Below are 21,328 nucleotides of genomic sequence, written 5' to 3'. Positions count from 1 at the left end.
TCCTCTTGGTCGGACAGGTCGACCGGGCGCGTACAGCTCAATCGGCCGCGGCCGACACGGTGAACTTGTCGTAGAAGATCTGTTCCTGCGGTACCGCCCGCAGTTCGCACATGCCCAGCCCTGCATCGATCATGGGCGGTGGGCCGCACATGTAAACGTCGGCGTCAGCCAGTCCGGGTTCGCTCTCATCGGCTACATCGGTGACCATTCCGTGGCGCACGCCGGGAAGCACGGTTTCCTCATCACCCGGCTCGGACAGGCAGGGCACGAAAGAGAAACCGGAAATCCTCGCTCCGAGCTCCCGCATCTCGTCCAGGCAGAACAGGTCCGCCCCCGTCCGCGCGCCGTAGTAGAAGACGACTTCGCGGTCGAAATCGTCCTTTGCCGCGATCTGCCGGAGTACCGACAGGATTGGAGCCATTCCGGCGCCACCGCCGATGAAGACGAGCTTGCGGTCAGAATCAACCCGCAGGGTGAAAGCTCCGTACGGGCCGGTGACCGGCAAGGAGTCGCCCACGGCGAGCTCCGAGTCGAGCAAGCTCGAGAATCGCCCACCCGGATAGCGCTTGATGATGAACTCCAGCTCCGAATCACTGCTCATCGGTAAGTTCGCCATCGAGAACGACCGGTGCTCGTCGGATCCGGGTACCGCTATGTCCACGTACTGTCCGGGATGGAACTTGAATTCCTCGGAGCCCGACACGGAGAGCCGCAACATCGTGATGTCATGGGTCAGCCGGGTCAGTGCGGTGATCCTCGTGGAAATCGTCACCACCGGGAGCCCGGCCCGAATCATGTCTTCGTCGTAGTTGATGAGTTCGATGTCGAGGTCGCTGTAGGCGTGGGAACGGCACAGCAGGACGTATCCCTCGTCGCTCTCGTAGTCGGCGAGCGCGAACGTCGAATAGCGCCCCATCTGCAAGTCGCCGTCCAGCAGGAAGGACTTGCACGCGGAGCACTGCCCCTCCTTGCAACCGTGCATGAGCATGACGCCCTGCCGGAACGCTGCATCCAGCACGGTTTCGTCCTCTTGCGCCTCGATCTCGATGTCCACGGGGTCGAAACGGATGCGATGGGCATCTCCCATGAACGTCACTTCCTCTCATTCGCGGCACGCACGAGGGCGCACCGCACCGGAAAGTGGGCTGGGTGGAAGCGGCCGGAGAGATGGACTCGGCCGCTTCCACCCGGGCTTCAGGAGCTCACGTTCGGGTTCGCGCGGTAGGCGGCCACGTGCGCTTCCCGCTGCGCGTCGGTCATCTCGTTGAGATTGATGTTCGGGCTACCGAACTCGATCCCGCGAATGTCATCGAGAGTCCAGAGCTTGCTCTGATCGTCCAGGTCCAGATGCGGCTGCGGAACGAGAGTCCTTCCGTCGTCGCGGACGTAACCGAGGTCCTTGACCACTTCCGCGAGGTCCCAACCGTGGTAGAGGCTCTCCCACTCGCGCTTGCCGGTGAGCCGCCCCATATTGGGTGTCTCTCTGCCTTCGTAGGTCTGCCGGAACGCGACCGCGTCGGTCCAGTGACAGGTCTCGGAGCAGTAGGTACGCCACTGGTCGTCGACCTTGTCCACCACCATGTCCTCGCGCACCAGGCAGGGCACCATGCAGGTCCAGCAACGGTGCGGGTACTCGTAGCCGACGTCCTCGAAAGCGATCGGCTTGTTCCGGCCCGGATAGCGCAGCCGGTTGTAGTTCTCCCACCACTTGCCGAACTGGTCGTACCAACCCGGGTACTTCTCCTCGAACCATTCGAAGTCCGCATCGGTCATCGGGTCGATACGCCAGTAGTTCACTGGCCATCCCGTCGCGAAGAACTGGGCGACCCGGTGCACGTAGAACTTGTCGACGATCCGGCTCCAGGACTCCTCGACCAGGTCGTGCGGGATCTCCAGTCCGTACTTTTCCAGCGGCAGCAAGTAGCTGCGGTAGTAGTCGTCGTAGATCCACCGCCGCCACATCTCGGCGTAGCTGTCCCGGTCCTTGCGCCGATCCTTCGATCCGTACTCGATGAACGTTCCGATCGCGGCGTCAACCACGCAGTGGTTGTTCCACCACGCGTACCGCAAGTCCCGTTCGAGCAGCTTGCGGTTGTCCTCATCGGCCAGCGCCATCAGTAGGATCGAATATCCGTTGCTGATGTGTCGGGACTCGTCGGACTGCACCGAGTGGAACACGGTCGGGAGGAGGTAGTCACCGTTGGCGGCGGCTTCCGATGGCATGGCGACGAACAGCGTGTTGGTGAACGCGGTTTCGGCCACGACCGTGAGGTAGATGTTCGCCGCCGTCACCGCATCGCCGGTGATGAACCCTTCTCCGAACTGGCGACCGATCGTGCCCGCGTAGTTGTTCGAGAACGCCTTCTCACTGATGTCGAAGCCCGCGGGGTCGATGTAGTGGTTCATGTACAGGCGCTTGAGGTTCATCTGGATCGTCGAGTGCCGAACCTCGTCGATCATCTGCACGGCCAGTCCGTTGTGGATTTGCGGATTGGGCACGGCATCAATGGCCATCGGCATCGCACGTGCTGCCGAGATCTCCGGGAACGGGATGATCGAGAGGAAGAGCTTCTGCCACTCCATCCAGCGCTGCTGGACCTGACGGAACATGTTCCCCCGGATGGCCCCGTCCATCGCGCCGTAGACCCTGCCGTCCTTCTCCTCCTCCATGGGGAAATACGACCGGAGAATCTGCTTGAGCGGGTCCTTTTTCGGGGACTTGTCGAACTTGTAGTCCGTTCCGAACCGTTTGGCCGGGGTGGCGAACGTAGGCTCCCAGGACAGTTCCGTGATCTTCTTGTGCGCCTTGCTCAAACTCTGTCGGCTCACGAGCTGCCTCCTGCGTGTCACGTCTTCCCGGAAAGGTCGTCGCGGCGCCGGGATGACCAGAATCACACCTCGAACAGCAGCTCTTGTTCATCTCAATATGAGACACTTGTTTCGGGCGCTCTGTGTTGTTGTGATGGGTGCGTGTTGTGGTCCGTTCGGTCCGGCCACAACCCTCGGCCGACCGAGGAGGCACACCGCCCATGGAGGAGCACACGAATCCGTCCCGTGCTTCGCACCGGATGACCACGACCACGGGTGAATCCGAGACCGTCGTCCAAGCCCGTGAACGCTTTCTCGACTGCCGCCACGTCGAATCCGACGCCGTCCGGGGTCCGATCCTCGCCTCCTGGCAACGGTGCGCCGAGGCGGAGGTGACCGTCGACCGCCTCGACGCGCCCTTCCACGAAGACCTCGATACGCAGGGACGGCTGGCGCACCATGCCACCTTGGTTCTGGACCGGGTGCGCGACCAACTCGCCGACCAGCCGGTCAGCGTGGTTCTCACCGACGCACGTGGTTGCGTGCTCGCCAGGCGAACGGGAACCCACGGCCTCCGGGACCACCTGGATCAAGTCCTCCTCGCACCCGGTTTCAGCTATGCCGAGCACTTCGTGGGCACCAATGGCATCGGGACCGCGCTGGAAGGTCGCCGCGCAACCTACGTGTACCAGCGCGAGCACTACACCGACCAGCTCGGAGAACTCGCCTGCGCCGGAGTTCCGGTGCACGACCCGTTGTCCGGTCAAGTGGCCGGTGTCCTGGATCTGACTTGCTGGGCTGAGGACGCCAACCCGCTCCTGATGGCCATGGCACGGAGTGCTGCCCACGACATCGAGTCGATCATGCTCGGTCAGGCCCGCGGACGGGAACTCGCGCTGTTGCACGAGTACCGCCAGGCCTCGGCCCGATGCGTCGAACCGGTGCTGGCGTTCAGCTCCGACATCCTCATGATGAACGACAAGGCCCGGAACCTGCTGAGCACTGGAGACCAGACCGCTCTGACCGAACACTTCCACACCGTCACCGGAGGAACTCGAAACCCTCCCGCCGAGATCGAACTACCGAGCGGTATGCGGTGCCGCGTCCATGTCAACCAGGTTCGCTACGAGGCGGCGGTCGCCGGGAGCGTGGTGCGTGTGGAGTTGCGGGAGGCACCGCGAGTGACCCGGCCAGCTCCCCGCACTCAACCCGCGTTGCCGGGCATCATCGGCACCGGCCCGATGTGGGACAAGTGCTGTCGTCAGTTGAACCATCACTTCGACGACCACACCCCGGTCGTGCTGGAAGGCGAACGCGGCACCGGCAAACTCGCCCTGCTGAGAGCGATGCAGCAGCACCACAAGCCCACCGGGCGGTTACGGGTCTTCGACCTCGCGGAAGCCTCCGCCACGCACGAGTGGATCGACGAATTCGCGAGCGAGCTCGTCAGCGATGACACGACGGTCGTGCTCCGTCACCTGGACAAGCTGCCCGCGCACGGATGCACCCGGGTCGATCAGGTCCTCCGCCAGCACCGCGGCGGCGGAGCGCTCGTCACCGCGACTCTCAGCGCTCGCGAGAACCACTCCAAGCTGACCTCCGTACTCCAGCACCTCGCGCACACCGTGGAGGTGCCTCCACTACGTCACCACATCGAGGATGTTGAAGGCCTCGTCGATCTGTTCGTGCGTCAGGCTACAAAGGGCACCGGCCCAACGTTCGCGCCCGAGGCGATGCGCGCACTCCTTCGGGGCAATTGGCCGGGCAACATCGCCCAGTTGCACCGGGTCGTCCTGCACTCGCTCAAACGCACCCGGGCCGGGGTGATCGCGCTCGAGGATCTCCCACCCGAGTGCCGGAGCCAAAACCGGCGCGTGCTGACCCCGATCGAATCTATGGAACGGGACGCCATCGTGCGGAGCCTCGCCGAAAACGGGGGGAATCGCGCGAGGGCCGCTCGGACGCTGGGGATCTCCCGAGCCACGATCTACCGCCGCATCAACGAGTACGGCATCGACCTCACCGAGATGTGACTCGCTCCGCACGTAGGCGATCCACCCCATGCTCAACGAGGCGCCAACGACATTCCGGGGCTTTCCCGCAACACCGGTTCGACCTCGTCGAAGCGCAACGGTCTCGGCATGGGATAGCACTTGCGGCGGATCCTGTACAGGTCGCGATGTGCCCGGACCAGACCGGCGAAATCGCGAGGAAAGGCCGATTCGTCCACACCGACCAACGAGCCGACCTTGCCCGCCCTCGCGGCCACGCGCAGCCACTCCTCGATGCCCGCCAGCCCGATGGACTCGACACCGTGGGGGAACAGCAGGATCCGAATCTCCTCGGGCTCGCCGGTGGCATCCAAGTGCTCGCAAAGATTCTGCCGGGACTGCTCGGCGTCATCCAGTACGGCATGGACCCGCTGCGCAGCGCCCACCACGGTTCCACGGGGACGAAGCATTCGGCCAACAAGCGGCCGGCCGGTATTCCACGATGCCTGTACCACCGGCGATAGATCTCGGCTACCGCCGGGCTCACTGCTCAGGATGCTCGAAGCGCAGGCGGCGCACCGCGGACCCGGACCGATCGTCGAACTCCGTCAGGTCGTCCAGCAGTGACCGGTCGAAGCCCCACTCGGCTTCCGGGCTCTTGCCGTCCGCCTCCGGCGGGTCCCGATCGGACGGCCTGCGCGGCAGCGAGCGGGCCCGCGGATCGGTGGTCGGCCCCACGAGTACGAGGCTGCGAACGCGTCCCGGGTTCCGCAACGCCGCTTCCACTGCGACCTGACACCCGAAGGAGCATCCGAGCAGGTGCGCCTCGGGGATGTCCGCCGCGTCCAGCCAGTCGACGAGCCAATCCGCGAGCGCGTTCACGGTCGGTGGCCCGGCCAACCCCGCGCTGCGGCCGAATCCGGGCAAGTCCAGCGCCCACGTGCCCGTCGTCCAGCCAAGGCTTCGAGCAGAGGCCGGAACTCGCGGCTCGAGACACCGGCGCTGTGCAGGCGGGTCACCGGCGGGGACGGACCCGCCACCCGGTTGCCGCGACTCGGCCCGCCGGCACTCGACGGTGATCCGCTCCGGAACGAGCGACTCCCGCCGTCCGGTCACCCTCCCGAGCTCACCTCGGTGACGGCCGCGTCGATGCGGCGTGCCAGTTGCAGGTCGAGCTCGGTCACCGCCTCCAACGACCAGGTCCGAAGCGAGAACAGGATGCCGTCATCCCGCTCGTCGATCGACGCGTGGTGGGAAAGCTCCTTCTCGGCGGCCTTCACCTGAGTCATCAGCGGCGAGAACCGGTCCTTCGGCAGCCCGACAAGCCTGCTGATCTGCTCGGTCGTCCCGGACCAGTCCACGAGTTCGCCGAGAGCCCGGGAGAGCTCGTCGGAGTCCAGTGGTCGTGGACGGGCCTCGGCTTCGGCGGCAGCCCAATCCGGTGGTGGTCCGTGTCCGGGAGCCTCGAACATCCCGATGATTTCCGAAGGCAGCCGGTGGCGCAGCGACTCTGCGAGCGAACTCTCGTCCGCCGCGAGTTCGGACAGCACCGCCTGCGTCAGGTAGCGGCCGCGCTCGGGTGAAACTCCTGCCTTTCGCGCGACTTCGGCGACCAGTTCACCTTCGCTGTCGACCGCTCCCACCGCCGAGCGGTCCCAGTGCACCTTCTCGCTGATCTTCCCCGGCAGCACCGTAGCCAGTTGCTGCTGGTCGACACCGTCCAGATACCCTGCGATGACCTCGATGACGTTCACCGCCGTGTGCCGGGCATCCTCCGCAGCGGGCAGGTCCGCCCGTTCCCGCACACCATCGACGAACTGCTGGTACCGGATCGCCATCGGTCCCCCTCGCCGCATCGGGTCCGTCGTGCCAACCAGTGGTGCTACCCATCCGCGCTCGTCGGGAAACCGTTCACCGGTGTCCTACGGCGAAGCCCGACTCCGCCGCCCGTGGTCGTGGAACGCCTTGCGAAGGACCTGCCACATCTCGCGCACCTCCTCGCCCGCGGCCACGTCCGCACCCGAAGCCACATGTGACGAGACGGCACCGGCCAGCGAACTCAGTTCCGCACCGCCGGAGATGCTCTCCAAGCCCGCCAGACTCGCCTGCACCCGCGCGTCACGCATTCGGGCGCGGGTCACCGCCGTGGTGTGCGGGCCGATCTTGTCGGGGTCCATCTCGACCAGCTCGCGCAACCAACGAACGATGCCCGCATTCGTAGCTTCGAGATAGAAGATGCTCTCGATCAAGCGCTCGTGCCGGGAGCGGGCGGCAGTTGGCCCCGGATCCACGCCCTCGGCAGGTTCCCAGAACCTGGTGCCCAGTGCCGCGAGTGAATCCTGCGTTCTGCGGTCCCGTTCACGGGAGTCGGCGATGCGATCCTTCGCCCGGTCCCAACGCCTGCGCGAATCGGCTTCCCGCGACTGCCGGACCGACTCGACCTGCGTCCGGCTCCGGCCCCGCGTCCGTTCGCGAACGTCGAACGTACCCGCTTCGCGCTGCTTGTCGTACCACTCCGAGTAGGACAACGTGGCTTTCGGCGGCGGCTTGGGCACGCCACCGCGCCCCAACCATCGCCCCAGCCGCTCCTTGAGCCACGTTGCACGGTCCTGACCGGTTCGCTCGCTGCTGGGGTCGGTCTTTCCGGTGAGCGGATTCGTCTGCACCGCGTGCTCGAGGCAGTCCACGCTCCAATTCGCCCGGAAGAACCGCCCGACGAGTCCGAGCAGCTCCTGGTCGGTGATGTCTTCCCACCGCATGTCCTGCCGCAACAGTCGTGTCGCGGCGTGCTCCTGCTCCGCGGACTCGGGCACGACGCTGCGCGGCCACTCCCGCCCGCGCATCCGCGGGGCCACGCCCGTCGCGGGGGTCACCGACTGCTGGGAGCTGGTTCCCGTGTCGGCATCGACCGGCGCGCTCAGCGGGTGTCCGTCTCTGGCCCGCCACTGGTTGAGTCGGTAGCGCACCCAGTCGAGTCTGCGCGAGGTCCGCACGTGGGGATGCGCCGCACCGTCCGGCCTGCTGCGCAGTGCGTGCAGCAGCGCGTCCACGCACCAGTCGGCGTCGAAGAACGGATCGAGCTCCCGGCACAGCTGGTCATCGGCGATCTCCCCGCGCCATCCCTCCATGGTGGCGACCGCCCCGCTGGCGTCCATTCGTGCTTGTCCGTAGCGGGGGACGACGCGTCCGGGCCAATGCTGCGTCATCATTCGCCCAGTTCCTGCCGCCGTTCCTGCTCCGATCTCCCGCCACCCTACCGAGCAGGACACCTGCCCGTACAACAACGGGCCGCTCCACACGCGCGAACGCACGGCCGGTCACCCGAAGTGCGCGGGCGGTTCCCGAGAGCGATCGCGTCCGCTGACACCGCGCACCACGCCCGCAGCCGTGCGGGGCCGGACTGTGACACCCGGCCCCGCACGGCCACCGCCGCACACTTCCGGAGCGGGAACGCCTCGGATCGCCTCGTCGGCGATTCCGCACGCGCGAACACGACGCGACGAGACCGTGGCGGGTCTCCCGGAGCGGCACCTCGTGGCCATCAGCCCGACACCCACAACTGATGACGGTCCGCGATGTTCCCGACATTCCGGACAGCACCCCCAGACGCTGTCCGGAACCGCGACGGTGGTCGACACGATCGGCGAAGTGGCGCGCTCCGCTCGAGTGTGTCTCCTTGCAACACCACTCAACAGCACCCGAACGACCCGAACAAGGTCGATCTTGCACAGTGAGGATCCCGAACGGTACGAAAGCGCTGCATCAGGGAGGAGCACCTCCCGCTAGCGCGTGGTTGAGCGCCGGGAACCCCGTTCCGTCGAGCGCACGCAGGGCGAAATAGGCCGAATAGCGCGCCGAAGGACCGTGCAACAGGGACCTGCCGAGCAAGTGCTCGATTCGCAGGAGCCGCTTCCGCACTCCCGACCCCGAGATGCCGAGGGCCGTCGCGGTCGCGTCCAGTCGCGCGTTGCACTTCAGCCAAGCCCGCAGCGTCTCCAACAGCTCGCGGGTGTCCTCGGACAGCAAGGGCCCGAGCTGGTGTTCGGCCCACAGGCGCACCGCAGGCGCCTCGAACAGTGCGCCCACACTCCGATCCCCACCTTCGGACCGCGATTTGGGCAGGTCACGCATCCGCAACGCCAGCTGGAGCATCGACTGGGTCCCGAGGTCCCGCGGATCGCACCCCAGCAACCACTCCAGCCTCGAGAGCCGAAGAGCCAACGTGTTGCGGTGGATCTTCAGTTGCCGGGCGGCGCGGTGGTGGAAGTTCAACCAGGACCCGAGCGTAACCACGAGCTCGTCGGAATCCGGATCCTGCGGACGCTCCGGTACGTAGTCCAGCAACGGAGCGAGCAGACGCCGAGACCACCTCTGCCCGGCGGGGCGGAGCAACGCGGCCAGCTCCGCCCGCGGGTTGAACACCGCGTAGCGCTCCGCGCTCTCCCTGGCGGTGGTCAGCGCGTGGAAAGCCTGTTCATACCCAACCGCGACATCGCGGAGCGCAACCACCCTGCTCGCGCCCACCCGCATCTCCCCCCGCTGACCGGCCAGGCACCGGACGCGGCTCTCCACCGCTTCCGGCAGTTCGGTGACGTCTTCGACGCCGGGCGCCACCACGATGATGTGTCCGGTGTAAACCGGGCACCGCACGATCCAAGCCTGCCCGTGCGCCGCCTCGTCGAGCCGAGCGGCCACCACATCGCGCACACTCGGTTTCGACTCCACGACGAATACCCGACACGGATCGGGCAGACCGGGTCCGAGTGTCGCGGCGACCCTGGCAGCGCCGCCACGGTCACCCAACATCAACAGGTGTAGCACCGCTTCTCTGGTTTGGGTGTCCGCCAGGTCCATCCGGTGGCGGTTGCGGCGGGTCTCCTCTATCTGCCAACACAGCCAGAGCAATCGGGTGGCGTCGCGCACCAGACCGTCGCTGTCGGGCTCCTCGGCCAGGACGACGAGCACCGGCACGTCCGTTCCCGGACCGATCGATGTCGTCCGAATCCACTTGCCCCGGTAGCGGACACCGCTGGTGGGCGTCCGGCCCGACCTGATCCGTTCGAGGTCACAGGTCGCTTCCGCGAACACTTCCGGCTCCAGCGCGGGAAACGCGTGGAGTATCCGGTCGTCGGCACCCAACAGAGCTGCCTGCCCGTTGAGGCACCGCGCCACCGAGCGCACGAGACGTTTCATGCCGTCGGGCCGGATCGCCTCGTCGTGCATGCGACGGAGGTCGGCGAGGTGAGAGGTCGGGTCCTGCTCGCGTGCCGATCCCCTCTCCTGCTCGGCCGCCATACGACCTCCTCTCTCGTCACACCGACCGTTCGAACACCAGGCTCGACCTCGATACGGTACTCAGAGGTCTGCGGAACCGGGTATTGCCCGCGATGTTCACCCGTCCCCCGCAGTCGACGGCACTCTCGACCGCATGAATGCGCCCCGAGGCCATCGGCGAATCGCACCGTTCGAGCACGTCCCACCTCGGGTACCGCGCGTCAGACGTGATCGTTCTCCGCCCGCACCACGACCACCGGGCAGGTCGCGTGATGTAGCACACCGTTGGTCACCGAACCGAGGTGCAGTGCGGGAAACCTCGTCCTTCCCCGACTACCCACCACGATCAGTTGCGCGGAGTTCCCCGCGGTGGTCAGCGCTGTTACGGGGTGATCCCGGTGGACCACCTGTTCGATCGACACGTCGGGATAGTTCTCCCGCGAACCGGCCAACCCCTCCGCCAGGGTCCGCTGCTCCCGCTCCTGCATCTGATTCCAGTCCAGGAGTGGGGAGATCACCATTTCGGCGTGCTCGGTCTCCGAAGCACGCCAGGTGTGCACCGCGACGAGGTCCACACCACGCTCCGACGCGGCCCGCAGGGCGAACTCCAACGTCGCCTCGTCCGGGGCGCCACCCGCGATGCCCACCACCACAGGGGCGTGCCGCAGCGTGATCTCGTCGAGCTCGCGCCCGCGCACCACCGCGACCGGGCAACTCGCCCTGGACGCGAGGACGGTGCTGACCGACCCCAGCACGAGTCCTCGGAATCCACCCATGCCACGGGATCCGACGACGACCAGTTGAGCTTCCGCGGAGGATGCGACGAGTGCGTCGGCGGGCTCACCACTGAGCACCTCGGCGCTGAGGACGGCCACTTCGGGGTCGAGTTCGTGACAGCGCTCCTCCGCGGTCGTCAACACTCGCCCCAACGCCTCCCGCTGGGCCCGGAAAGCGGCCACCGAAACCAGCCGCAGCGGGGCGTGACGCACCCCGCACTCCCGTACCGCCCAGTCCAGCGCACGCAGGGAGTTCGCGGACGAATCCAACCCGGCGACAACCGGCGCCTTCGACCTGGGTGTGCTCATCGCGACCTCTCCCGGCTCACACGCACCACGAGCGCTACCGCTGCCAGATGTACCCGGTGGGTTCCGAGATCGCACCTCGCCCGCCGTCCGCACCCGGCTAGGTCCGCGTCCGCCGAGGCCCACCTCACCGCCCAAGAGGACCGCTAGGCTGCGGGACGATGCGACGCAAGCTCAGACCCCCGGTACCGCAGCGGTACGGCGTGGACGCCGTGCGGCTCAAGCTACCTACTGCTGGGGCGTGGGAGACGATCCGCGACCACCTCCTCGACCGACTGCCCAAGATCGCTCCCGAACGCCTCGATCTGATGTTCCGCGAACAACGCATCGTCGACCTGCACGGCTCGCTCCCACCGGAGGCCCCGTTCGTGCCGAACTCGTTCGTGTGGCTCCACCGCGACCTCCCCGACGAGGTCCCGGTACCGTTCGAGGTCAACGTGGTCCACCGGGACGAGGCCCTGCTGGTCGTGGACAAGCCACACTTCCTCGCAACCACACCGCGCGGAGGCCACGTGGCGGAGACCGCGCTCGTGCGGTTGCGCCGCCGACTGGACCTTCCGGACCTGAGTCCGGCCCACCGACTGGATCGACCCACCGCGGGTCTGGTGATGTTCGTGGTCCGCCCCGAGCACCGGGGTGCCTATCAGACCTTGTTCCACGACCGGATGGTGCACAAGGAGTACGAGGCCATCGCACCCGTCGACGCGGGCCTCGAAACGCCCCGCACCGTGCGGAGCCGGATCGTCAAGGAGCGCGGGGTCATCGCCGCCCAGGAGCTCCCCGGCGAGGCGAACAGCGAAACCGTCGTACGGCTTGATGAACGACAGGGCTCCCTCGGGCGTTACCGGCTGCTGCCGCGAACCGGACGCACCCACCAGCTCCGGGTCCACATGAACAGCCTCGGCATCCCGATCATCGGCGACGACTTCTACCCGGTGCTCACCGAACGCGCGCACGACGATTTCTCCCGACCGCTCCAACTGCTGGCCAAGACCCTCGAGTTCACCGACCCGCTCAGCGGTGAACAGCGCCGATTCGAAAGCGGTCTGCGGTTGCGGGCGTGGACCGATTTCGAGTCGTGGTCACGCAGGGCTACCGGAACGGGTTGACGCTGACCGGACGACGTCGGTAATGGCGAGAAGGATGCTCCGGTAGGTCCGGCCACTGCCGATCGGAAACGGGAACTCCGAGTCCTCGTGTTCGCCCGATCCCGCTCTCCGACTCGTACGTCCGATTCGGACAGTCGATGCTCATCCACCAGCAGGGAGGCGCCGGGCGCCAAGCGGTCTCCGCACGTTCCGACTTCTCCGAGCAAGAACGTGCTTTTCGGTTCGACCGCGGGTATCCGCTCGTCCGGGCACTGGCCGTGGTGTCGCACACGACTCACGTGTTCACACGGAACGACGCTTCCACCGATGTGATCCAGGCGGTATGTTCCTGCCGCGCAACCAAGATCTTCTTCTTCGGCCGAACGATCACAGACGCACCGGACCCGTCCGGATCCCCCGCTGAAAGAGAGCAGATGCAGCACTCCCCGGCACGCGGCGAGATCGAGAACACGCTCAACCGGTACGCGCTCGGATACGACGAAGGCGACCTCGACCTGGTAGCCGACACCCTCACCGAAGGAGCGGCCCTGTCGATGCGGGTCGGCGGCGGCGAACTCGTCGGACCGTTCGAGGGGCGCGAAACCATCCTGGAACTGTTCCGTGAGACCGCGAAGTCCCAGGAAGGCCAGCAGCGGCGGCACATCACCAGCAACGTCCTCGTCGACGTGCACGACGGCAGCGCCACGAGCCTGTCCTACGTGACCATCTTCGCCGCGGCGGACGGCGGTCTGCGCGCGGTCTCCACCGGCAAGTACGAGGACGAACTCGTCCGGACGGACGGCGGTTGGAGGTTCACCCACCGCCACCTCGTCCTCGATCTGCCGTACTGAGGGCGCCCATGACGAGCAATCAGGGTCTGATCCCGGCCAAGTGGGCGGCGCTGACCCCGAACGCGCAGGCACTCCACGACGTTCCGGGCAACCGACGTACGACCTGGTCCCAACTCGACGACAGAGTTCGACGACTGGCCAACGGCCTGCGCGGTTTCGGACTGGACCAAGGTGACCGCGTGGCGGTGCTCAGCAGGAACAGTCTGGAGTTCCAGGAACTGTACTTCGCAGCGGGGCGCGCCGGGCTCGTACTGCAACCGCTGAACTGGCGGCTGGCGACGGCCGAGCTCGCCGGGCTCCTCGACGACGCCGCCCCGAAGGTCGTCATCACCTCCGCCGAATGGCGGGAGGTCGCCGCCGAGCTCCAACATCGCTGTGACGTGGGGACGTGGCTGCAGTTCGGCGAAGACGGCGACGGTAGCTACGAGGACGTGCTGGCGGCCTCCAGCGACGACGAACCGATCTGGTCTTCCGGGATCGGTGATGACGATCCGTTCTTCATCCTCTACACCGGGGGCACCACCGGCCGGAGCAAGGGAGCGGTGCACACGCACCGCAGCGCGGCGATGGGTGGGCTCAACCAGACCGTGGCGGAACGGATCGTCCCCACCGACGTGTACATGATGACCGGCCAGATGTACCACATACCGGTCGTGCTCTCGATGAACTACATGCGGCACGGCTGTCCGCTCGTGTTGCTGAACTTCGAGGCGGAACAGGCACTGCAGGTCATCGAAGCCGAGCGGATCTCCGCGTTCCTCGGCATCACCACGATGCTGAACTGGATGATGGCGGTTCCCGGTTTCGACGGATACGACCTGTCGAGCCTCCGCAACATCCAGTACGGCGGTGGCCCGATGCCTTCCTCGGTCGTCCGCGCAGCGCTGGATTCGTTCCCCTGCACGCTGATCCAGGGCTACGGGCAGACCGAAGGACCGGGAATGACCTTCCTCTCCCAGGAGGACCACGCCGATGCGATCGCGGGCAACCGCCCCGAACGACTGCGTTCGTGCGGACGCGAGGGATTCGCGGGCCGATTGCGGATCGTCGACGAGAGCGGAGCCGACGTTCCGCAGAACGGTCGCGCAACCGGTGAAGTGATCGTCAAGTCCGAAGCCAACATGATCGGCTACTGGAACCGGCCGGATCTGACCCGCAGCACGCTACGGGACGGCTGGATGAGCACCGGCGACCTGGCCACGTGGGACGAGGAACGCTACGTCTACATCGTCGACCGCGCCAAGGACGTGATCATCTCCGGCGGTGAGAACGTCTACAGCGCGCAGGTGGAGGAAGCGGTCGCCACGCACCCGGCGGTGCTGGAATGCGCGGTCATCGGCATCCCGGACGACGAGTTGGGTGAGAACGTGAAGGCCGTCGTGGTACTCAAACCTGGTCAGAGCGCCACCGAGAACGACATCATCGACACCGCCAAGCGGGAGCTCGCCTCCTACCAGAAACCGAAATCGGTCGACTTCGTCGAGAACCTTCCCAAGGCGTCGACGGGCAAGATCATCAAACGCCGGCTGCGCGATCCTCACTGGGCGGACCGGGAGCGCGCGATATGACCGGGGCGAGCGTTCCGGGTGAAGCGGAGCTCTCCGAGCTGGTCGGCACCGAGTTCCCCGGCGGTACGTTCACCTTCGAGCCGTGGTGGGTTCGGTTGGTCAACGACTGCGCCCTCTCTCCTACCACCGACGGAGCAGGCAATCCGGTGTTCGTGTTCCTGGCCGGAACCGCGGCGATGGGGCTTTCCTGGAAGGAACTGTGGGCGTTGTTCGGCGCGCGGGAATCCGATGGCCCGATGGCCGGAGAAACCGACACGACCGTACAAGATCCGCTGCTGGTCGGGGCGACGTATGCGGTCAGCGGCCGGATCGTGTCGGCGCAGCGGAAACGCGGAGCGCGCACCGGCGTGTTCGACCTCGTCGAATACCGCTTGGACCTGCACGACCGGGGTGGGCGCCTCGCCGCGTGGTGCACGAGCTCGATGATCTTTCCGAGGAGGAACCTGTGACCGAAGTGCGGGCCGGTGACGAGCTGCCGCCGTACGAGGTGGACTCGGTCGACCCCGAGAAGATGAAGACGATGTCGGCGCTGATGCAGGACAGCAACCCCCTCCACTACGACGCCGATACCGTGCGTGCGCTGGGCATGGGCGAGAACGTCATCAATCAGGGTCCGCTCAACCAGGCGTACGTCATCTCGATGCTCGGTGCCTTCGCTGGCGGGGTCGACCGGGTTCGAACCATCCGGTTGCGCTATCGGGGCAACGTCTTCGCCGGTGACCGATTGCGTGCCGGTGGCACCGTGATCGAGGTGCGCGAGGAGGGTGGAACCACGGTCGCCGATTGCGAGGTCCACCTCCGAGTCGTCAGCCGTGAGACGGTCCTGTCCGGGACGGCCACCGTGCGGCTGGAAGACGGAGAAGGTTGACCGCCACGACCAGGACCGCGTTCGAACAGCGGCCCGCGCCGGTAGGCGGTCCGCACGGCAAGAGGAAGGCTTGGACACGTGGATCCGCGCACCCAGAAGTTCCGGCTCTCCTACGGTGATTGCGACACCGTGGGTCTCGCCTACTTCGCGATCTACTACCCGTGGATGGAGCGAACCTACAGCTCATGGCTGTTCGACAACGGAATCCGCGCGGGAGAACTCACCGCCGAGTTCGGCGTGGTCGTCGTAGGCGTGCACTCGGAGGCCACCTACGTGCGGCCCGCACGGGTCTTCGACGACCTCGCCTGCGAACTCGCGCTCGACCGACTCGGCAGCTCCTCCTACACGCTGGGGTTCGAGTTCCGGCGCGACGACGAGTTGATCACGTTCGGCAAGATGACCTTCGCCTGCCGCACTCCGGAGCTCGAGAAGTCCCCGATACCGCCGCGCATCCGCGAGCTGCTGGAATCACTACCCGCCACCCCGACGACGGCACCACCGGCCGCGGGTTGACCGCCGGTCACCGGCATGATCACCACAGTTCGTAGAATCGAACAATGGCCTCCTCCGCGACCGACCCCGGCGTGAGCGAAGCGCTGCAGGTCCTACGCCGCACTTTCGGCTACGACACGTTCCGCGGCGACCAGCAGGAGATCGTCGACCACGTCGTCACCGGCGGTGACGCCCTCGTGCTGATGCCCACCGGCGGCGGCAAGTCGCTCTGCTATCAGGTTCCCGCGCTGGTCCGCGAAGGCGTCGGCGTGGTCGTATCGCCGCTCATCGCGCTCATGCAGGATCAGGTGGACGCGCTGCGCACCCTCGGTGTGCGGGCGGGATTCCTCAACTCCACGCAGGATCCCGACCAGCGCCGCGAGGTGGAGGCGGACTTCCTCGCCGGGGAGCTCGACCTGCTGTACCTCGCACCCGAGCGGCTGCGTCTCGAATCCACCATGCAGCTGCTCGACCGAGGGGCGGTCTCGTTGTTCGCCATCGACGAGGCGCACTGCGTCGCGCAGTGGGGGCACGATTTCCGGCCCGACTACCTTGCACTGTCGACGCTCCACGAACGCTGGCCGGAAGTCCCCCGCATCGCGCTGACGGCCACCGCCACCGAGACGACGCGCGCCGAGATCGCGAGTCGCCTCGATCTCGGCAACGCCCGGCACTTCGTGGCGAGCTTCGACCGGCCGAACATCCAGTACAGGATCGTCCAGAAGCGCGAACCCAAGCGGCAGCTGCTGGAACTGCTGCGCGACGAGCATCCGGGCGATTCCGGAATCGTGTACTGCCTCTCTCGCGCGTCCACGGAGAAGACGGCCGCGTTCCTGGTCGACAACGGCATCGAGGCACTGCCGTACCACGCCGGACTCGACGCCCGAACCCGTGCGACGAACCAGGCGCGGTTCCTTCGGGAGGACGGCCTGGTCGTGGTGGCGACCATCGCTTTCGGCATGGGCATCGACAAGCCCGATGTCCGCTTCGTCGCCCACCTGGATCTGCCAAAGTCCGTGGAGGGCTACTACCAGGAGACCGGGCGCGCCGGCCGCGACGGCCTGCCGTCAACGGCATGGTTGGCCTACGGACTGCAGGACGTCGTGCAGCAGCGCAAGATGATCGACACGTCCGATGGCGATGACGCGCATCGCCGCCGACTGGGTGCTCACCTCGACGCGATGCTCGCACTGTGCGAGACGATTCAATGTCGACGCGCACAACTGCTGGCGTACTTCGGCCAGCCCGCTACCGAGTGCGGCAACTGCGACACGTGTCTCGCTCCCCCGGAATCGTGGGACGGCACCATCGCCGCGCAGAAACTCCTGTCGGCCGTCCACCGGCTGCACAACGAACGCAACCAGAAGTTCGGCGCGGGTCAGGTCATCGACATCCTGCTCGGGAAGAACTCACCCAAGGTGACCCAGCACCGGCACGACACGCTGACCGTCTTCGGCGTCGGCACCGAGCTGACCGAGGTCGAATGGCGCGGGGTCGTGCGGCAATTGCTCGCGCAGGGCCTGCTCAGCGTGCAGGGCGACTACGGCACGCTGTCGCTGACCGCCGACAGCGCGGAAGTGCTGCGCAAGGAACGCGAGGTGTTGCTGCGCAAGGAACCCAAGCGCGAGCCGAAGGCCGCCGCACCTCGACGTTCAGCCGGTGTGGCCGAGCTCCCGGTGGAGGCCCAACCGTTGTTCGACGCGCTCCGCGCGTGGCGAGCCGCGACGGCGAAGGAACAAGGCGTGCCAGCCTACGTGATCTTCCACGACGCGACGCTGCGCCAGATCGCCGCGGAGGCTCCGACGACGATGGACCAACTCGGATCCGTGAACGGGGTCGGCGAGACCAAGCTGGCCAAATACGGGCGGGCGATCCTCGACAGCATCGCCGGGGACTGACGCGCCCGAGCGCTCTCGCGCCCCCGGCTGCGGTCCCGAGCGCCGGGGCGCAGGTGTCGAGACCGGAAACCGCGGGTACGCCGATCGAGAACTGCAACCGACTGTTGCGGGAGCTTCGATGAGGGCACTGGCATGGCACGGTCCACGAGACGTTCGGGTGCAAGAGGTGCGGGCGCCCGAGATCGAACAGGACACGGACGCGGTCATTCGGGTGACCACCACCGCGATCTGCGGCTCGGACCTGCACCTCTACGAGGTGCTCGGCCCGTTCCTGGAGGCCGGCGACATCCTCGGTCACGAGGCGATGGGAATCGTCGAGGAAACGGGAGCCGCGGTCGACCACATCCAACCGGGTGATCGGGTTGTCATACCGTTCAACATCTCTTGCGGCCACTGCTGGATGTGCTCGCGCGGATTCTACGCCCAGTGCGAAACGACCCAGGTCCGCGAGCAGGGTTCGGGCGCGGCGCTGTTCGGCTACACGAAGCTCTACGGCCAGATACCCGGTGGGCAAGCACAACGGTTGCGTGTGCCGCAGGCCCACTTCGGTCCGATCAAGGTTCCGCACGGCCCGCCCGACGAACGCTTCATATACCTCTCGGACGTCCTGCCGACCGCGTGGCAGGCGGTGGAGTACGCCGCCATCCCGGAAAAGGGCTCGGTCGCCGTTTTCGGTCTCGGCCCGATCGGCCAGATGTGCACCCGGATCGCCGCACACCGCGGGGCCAGGGTGTTCGGGCTGGATCTCGTTCCGGAACGGCTCGACATGGCCAGCAGGCACGGGATCGAGGTAGTGGACGTCAACGAGCATGCTGATCCGGCGCACGTGCTTCGGAAGATGACCGACGGGCGGGGACCGGACTCCGTGATCGATGCCGTGGGGATGGAGGCGCACGGCTCCCCCGGTGCGGAGTTCGCGCAGAAGGCCGTGACTTCGCTGCCGGACACGGTTGCCGAGCCGATGATGTCCAAGGCAGGAGTGGACCGACTGTCCGTGCTCAACCACTGCATCGACAGCGTCCGACGCAGCGGCACGCTGTCGATCAGCGGGGTCTACGGCGGGATGGCCGATCCGCTTCCGATGCTGACCCTGTTCGACAAGGGAATCCGGGTCAGTGCGGGGCAGGCCCACGTCCGGCGATGGGTGGGTGATCTGCTGCCGCTGGTCGAGGACGAGGACGACCCGCTCGGGGTCCACGACCTCGCCACGCACCGCCTCGCGTTGGACGACGCGGCCCACGGTTACGACATCTTCCAGCGCAAGGCGGATGGGGCCATCAAGGTGCTGCTCGAACCAGGCGCTTAACAGCGGTACACCCGCGCGGAGGGGAGTTTTGATGAGCGGTATGCGCGTAGTCGTCGTCGGAGCGACCGGCAATATCGGTACCAGCGTGTTGCACGCCCTTCGGCGGGATCCGCAGGTAGGCGAGATCGTGGCGCTCTCCCGCCGCGAACCCGACTGGCCGGGCAGCACGGGTTCCGCAGGTGACGCGGGTTCCGCCCGGGAAGTCCGCTGGCAGGACGGAATCCGCTGGAAACGGGCGGACATTCTCGACGCGGATCTCACGGAGCACTTCCTCGCGGCGGATGCGGTGATCCACCTGGCGTGGATCTTCCAGCCCACGCACGACCCTGTGACGACCTGGCGCAACAACGTGCTGGGAAGCATCCGGGTGTGCGAAGCGGCGACGGCCGCGCACGTGCCGCATCTCGTGTACGCCTCGTCGGTAGCCGCCTACTCGCCCGGACCGCGGAACCGGGCCGTTGACGAGAACTGGCCGACGCACGGCTGGCCGGGCGCCGCCTACAGCCGGGAAAAGGCCTACGTCGAGCGCTTCCTGGAAGCTTTCGAACTTTCGAACCCGCAGATCGCGGTGACACGGATGCGCACGGCGTTCTGCTTCAAGCGGGAGTCGGCTTCGCAGCAACGCCGGTTGTTCCTCGGCCCGCTGCTGCCCAACAGCCTGGTACGGCCGGATTTGCTGCCCGCCGTGCCGGACCTGCCCGGTCTGCTGTTCCAGGCGGTGCATTCGGACGACGTCGGTGAGGCGTACCGACTCGTCACGCGGACCGCCGCACCAGGCCCGTTCAACATCGCCGCCGACCCGCCGATCGACGCTGCTGTCCTCGCCGAACTCTTCGGGGCCCGCCGGAAGATCCCGCTCCCGCGTGGACCGGTGCGAGCAGCACTCTCGGTGGCGTGGAACCTGCATTTGGTCCCGGCATCGCCTGACCTGTTCGACGCCATGCTGCACCTTCCGGAAATGGACACCGGCCGCGCCCGGTCCACGTTGGACTGGACACCGCGCCATTCGGCAACCGCGGCGATCGCCGAATTCGTGCACGGGTTGCGCGCCTCCGCCGGCGACACGACACCTCCGCTGGCACCGAAGGTACCCGGCGGCAGGCTCCACGAAGTCCGGACCGGTGTTGGCCACAGCCAGTGAATCGGACCCACGAAACTCGGCCCGCGATCGGGACCGGCAGCTGCCGACGCGTTCGGTACCGGATCGCTTCGGAAAGTTTCCCGGATACGGCCGAGTCCGTTCGGCCAACTAGCTCGGATTCGCGAACCGCTTCACCCGGTCGGGCATCGTCGCTGTGCAGGAGCACCTACCAAGGCGGACCGTGGTCCCAACGTTCTTCGCACCACCGGCTCCGCCGGAGATGCCCACAGAGGAGGAACACATGGCGACCGTGGCCGAACACCCAGAAACCGATTCCATCCCGCGACCACGAGATCCGGAGCCCGCACCCCAAACCGGCGATCCCGGACCGCTCGGCATGGCCGCGTTCGCGTTGACCACCTTCGTGCTCAGCGTGTTCAATGCCGGGCTGCTGGACACGGGACTGCAAGCGGTCGTACTTCCGCTCGCGCTGTTCTACGGAGGCATCACCCAGGTCCTCGCGGGCATGTGGGCCTTCCGCAGCGGCAACACGTTCGGGGCACTGGCTTTCACCTCGTTCGGTGCATTCTGGCTCTCCTACGCCGCCTACTCCCAGTTCGTGCTCGAGGGACTCGGGGCGGCGGCCGCATCCGCGACCGGGGTCTTCCTGCTGGGCTGGACGATCTTCAGCGCTTACATGACGCTCGCCGCGATGCGGACGAACGCCGCTGTCCTGGCCGTGTTCGTGGCACTCACCCTGACACTCGTCCTACTGACCAGTGCGAGCTTCACCGGCTCCACCGCACTCACCTACGCGGGTGGATGGGCTGGTCTGGCAACCGCGTTCCTGGCCTGGTACGGGTCGGCAGCGGTGATCGTCAACCTGACCTGGAACCGCGCGGTGCTGCCGGTCGGTCCGTTGGCGTGAGGAATCGCATCGGCGCCCGAGTGCGCTCAGGCTCGCCAGGCGCCCGGACGATGACCTACATCAGCCGGGCACGTGGCCACCGGTGTTGGCACC

Annotated in this window: 19 protein-coding genes; 11 read left to right on the top strand and 8 right to left on the bottom strand. The window is 66.7% G+C overall.

The features are described 5' to 3' along the window. Positions 1-37: 37 nt before the first annotated feature. Together ACYVAN_RS13015 and ACYVAN_RS13010 are read right to left on the bottom strand one after the other, a co-directional pair. The gene (locus tag ACYVAN_RS13015; protein ID WP_460959959.1) at positions 38-1,087 is read right to left on the bottom strand and encodes an FAD-binding oxidoreductase; all 1,050 of its coding nucleotides are present in this window, start codon (positions 1,085-1,087) and stop codon (positions 38-40) included. Positions 1,088-1,194: 107 nt separating this feature from the next. Continuing rightward, positions 1,195-2,829, bottom strand: a complete 1,635-nt coding sequence (locus ACYVAN_RS13010) for a ferritin family protein (RefSeq protein WP_460959213.1) — start codon at positions 2,827-2,829, stop codon at positions 1,195-1,197. Positions 2,830-3,029: 200 nt separating this feature from the next. Here ACYVAN_RS13010 and ACYVAN_RS13005 point away from each other — a divergent pair, with 200 nt between their 5' ends. After that, the gene (locus ACYVAN_RS13005; protein ID WP_460959211.1) at positions 3,030-4,841 is read left to right on the top strand and encodes a sigma-54-dependent Fis family transcriptional regulator; all 1,812 of its coding nucleotides are present in this window, start codon (positions 3,030-3,032) and stop codon (positions 4,839-4,841) included. A gap of 32 nt (positions 4,842-4,873) precedes the next feature. Here the strand turns inward: ACYVAN_RS13005 and ACYVAN_RS13000 are convergent, their stop codons facing one another. From ACYVAN_RS13000 to ACYVAN_RS12975, 6 genes are all read right to left on the bottom strand, one after another. Then, complete coding sequence (locus ACYVAN_RS13000) at positions 4,874-5,245, bottom strand: hypothetical protein (protein ID WP_460959209.1); 372 nt, start codon at positions 5,243-5,245, stop codon at positions 4,874-4,876. 97 nt (positions 5,246-5,342) lie between these two features. Next, positions 5,343-5,915 (bottom strand): alpha/beta fold hydrolase, encoded by a 573-nt coding sequence (locus tag ACYVAN_RS12995; protein WP_460959207.1) that lies wholly within the window; start codon positions 5,913-5,915, stop codon positions 5,343-5,345. Then, the gene (locus ACYVAN_RS12990) at positions 5,912-6,637 is read right to left on the bottom strand and encodes a DUF2267 domain-containing protein (RefSeq protein WP_460959205.1); all 726 of its coding nucleotides are present in this window, start codon (positions 6,635-6,637) and stop codon (positions 5,912-5,914) included. Before ACYVAN_RS12990 ends, ACYVAN_RS12995 begins: the two co-directional genes overlap by 4 nt. 84 nt (positions 6,638-6,721) lie before the next feature. Then, complete coding sequence (locus ACYVAN_RS12985; RefSeq protein ID WP_460959203.1) at positions 6,722-8,008, bottom strand: hypothetical protein; 1,287 nt, start codon at positions 8,006-8,008, stop codon at positions 6,722-6,724. Between the two features lie 553 nt (positions 8,009-8,561). Further along, entirely contained in the window at positions 8,562-10,094 is a 1,533-nt protein-coding gene (locus ACYVAN_RS12980) for a helix-turn-helix domain-containing protein (RefSeq protein WP_460959201.1), read from the bottom strand. Positions 10,095-10,294: 200 nt separating this feature from the next. Further along, on the bottom strand, positions 10,295-11,158 hold the full coding sequence (locus tag ACYVAN_RS12975; RefSeq protein ID WP_460959199.1) for a universal stress protein: 864 nt from the start codon (positions 11,156-11,158) through the stop codon (positions 10,295-10,297). 158 nt (positions 11,159-11,316) lie between these two features. Between ACYVAN_RS12975 and ACYVAN_RS12970 the strand changes: the two genes are divergently transcribed. From ACYVAN_RS12970 to ACYVAN_RS12925, 10 genes are all read left to right on the top strand, one after another. Then, complete coding sequence (locus tag ACYVAN_RS12970; RefSeq protein ID WP_460959197.1) at positions 11,317-12,264, top strand: pseudouridine synthase; 948 nt, start codon at positions 11,317-11,319, stop codon at positions 12,262-12,264. 413 nt (positions 12,265-12,677) lie between these two features. Then, the gene (locus ACYVAN_RS12965) at positions 12,678-13,094 is read left to right on the top strand and encodes a nuclear transport factor 2 family protein (RefSeq protein ID WP_460959195.1); all 417 of its coding nucleotides are present in this window, start codon (positions 12,678-12,680) and stop codon (positions 13,092-13,094) included. Between the two features lie 8 nt (positions 13,095-13,102). Beyond that, on the top strand, positions 13,103-14,662 hold the full coding sequence (locus ACYVAN_RS12960) for an AMP-binding protein (RefSeq protein WP_460959193.1): 1,560 nt from the start codon (positions 13,103-13,105) through the stop codon (positions 14,660-14,662). Further along, positions 14,659-15,111, top strand: a complete 453-nt coding sequence (locus tag ACYVAN_RS12955; RefSeq protein ID WP_460959191.1) for a hypothetical protein — start codon at positions 14,659-14,661, stop codon at positions 15,109-15,111. Before ACYVAN_RS12960 ends, ACYVAN_RS12955 begins: the two co-directional genes overlap by 4 nt. Continuing rightward, positions 15,108-15,530: a MaoC family dehydratase gene (locus ACYVAN_RS12950; protein WP_460959189.1), complete on the top strand. Its 423-nt coding sequence runs from the start codon at positions 15,108-15,110 to the stop codon at positions 15,528-15,530. Before ACYVAN_RS12955 ends, ACYVAN_RS12950 begins: the two co-directional genes overlap by 4 nt. A gap of 78 nt (positions 15,531-15,608) precedes the next feature. After that, positions 15,609-16,043 (top strand): acyl-CoA thioesterase, encoded by a 435-nt coding sequence (locus tag ACYVAN_RS12945; protein WP_460959187.1) that lies wholly within the window; start codon positions 15,609-15,611, stop codon positions 16,041-16,043. Positions 16,044-16,087: 44 nt separating this feature from the next. Then, positions 16,088-17,920, top strand: coding sequence for a DNA helicase RecQ (gene recQ, locus ACYVAN_RS12940; RefSeq protein WP_460959185.1), 1,833 nt, complete (start codon positions 16,088-16,090; stop codon positions 17,918-17,920). 118 nt (positions 17,921-18,038) lie between these two features. Then, the gene (locus ACYVAN_RS12935) at positions 18,039-19,226 is read left to right on the top strand and encodes a zinc-dependent alcohol dehydrogenase (protein WP_460959183.1); all 1,188 of its coding nucleotides are present in this window, start codon (positions 18,039-18,041) and stop codon (positions 19,224-19,226) included. A 31-nt stretch (positions 19,227-19,257) separates the two neighbouring features. Next, complete coding sequence (locus ACYVAN_RS12930) at positions 19,258-20,367, top strand: NAD-dependent epimerase/dehydratase family protein (protein ID WP_460959181.1); 1,110 nt, start codon at positions 19,258-19,260, stop codon at positions 20,365-20,367. A gap of 241 nt (positions 20,368-20,608) precedes the next feature. After that, positions 20,609-21,235, top strand: coding sequence for an acetate uptake transporter (locus tag ACYVAN_RS12925; RefSeq protein ID WP_460959179.1), 627 nt, complete (start codon positions 20,609-20,611; stop codon positions 21,233-21,235). Positions 21,236-21,328: the final 93 nt, after the last annotated feature.

It is taken from the genome of Parasphingorhabdus pacifica (genome assembly GCF_054779195.1).
Note: the sequence above shows the minus strand (reverse complement) of the source record. Positions and strands in the feature narration are given on the sequence as shown.

Excerpts from the sequence above, each read along its gene's own strand:
- ACYVAN_RS13015 (WP_460959959.1), bottom strand. The coding sequence starts at position 1,087 with ATGGGAGATGCCCATCGCATCCGTTTCGACCCCGTGGACATCGAGATC.
- ACYVAN_RS13005 (WP_460959211.1), top strand. The coding sequence starts at position 3,030 with ATGGAGGAGCACACGAATCCGTCCCGTGCTTCGCACCGGATGACCACG.
- ACYVAN_RS12990 (WP_460959205.1), bottom strand. The coding sequence starts at position 6,637 with ATGGCGATCCGGTACCAGCAGTTCGTCGATGGTGTGCGGGAACGGGCG.
- ACYVAN_RS12985 (WP_460959203.1), bottom strand. The coding sequence starts at position 8,008 with ATGATGACGCAGCATTGGCCCGGACGCGTCGTCCCCCGCTACGGACAA.
- ACYVAN_RS12980 (WP_460959201.1), bottom strand. The coding sequence starts at position 10,094 with ATGGCGGCCGAGCAGGAGAGGGGATCGGCACGCGAGCAGGACCCGACC.
- ACYVAN_RS12975 (WP_460959199.1), bottom strand. The coding sequence starts at position 11,158 with ATGAGCACACCCAGGTCGAAGGCGCCGGTTGTCGCCGGGTTGGATTCG.
- ACYVAN_RS12970 (WP_460959197.1), top strand. The coding sequence starts at position 11,317 with ATGCGACGCAAGCTCAGACCCCCGGTACCGCAGCGGTACGGCGTGGAC.
- ACYVAN_RS12965 (WP_460959195.1), top strand. The coding sequence starts at position 12,678 with ATGCAGCACTCCCCGGCACGCGGCGAGATCGAGAACACGCTCAACCGG.
- ACYVAN_RS12960 (WP_460959193.1), top strand. The coding sequence starts at position 13,103 with ATGACGAGCAATCAGGGTCTGATCCCGGCCAAGTGGGCGGCGCTGACC.
- ACYVAN_RS12955 (WP_460959191.1), top strand. The coding sequence starts at position 14,659 with ATGACCGGGGCGAGCGTTCCGGGTGAAGCGGAGCTCTCCGAGCTGGTC.
- recQ (WP_460959185.1), top strand. The coding sequence starts at position 16,088 with ATGGCCTCCTCCGCGACCGACCCCGGCGTGAGCGAAGCGCTGCAGGTC.
- ACYVAN_RS12935 (WP_460959183.1), top strand. The coding sequence starts at position 18,039 with ATGAGGGCACTGGCATGGCACGGTCCACGAGACGTTCGGGTGCAAGAG.
- ACYVAN_RS12930 (WP_460959181.1), top strand. The coding sequence starts at position 19,258 with ATGAGCGGTATGCGCGTAGTCGTCGTCGGAGCGACCGGCAATATCGGT.
- ACYVAN_RS12925 (WP_460959179.1), top strand. The coding sequence starts at position 20,609 with ATGGCGACCGTGGCCGAACACCCAGAAACCGATTCCATCCCGCGACCA.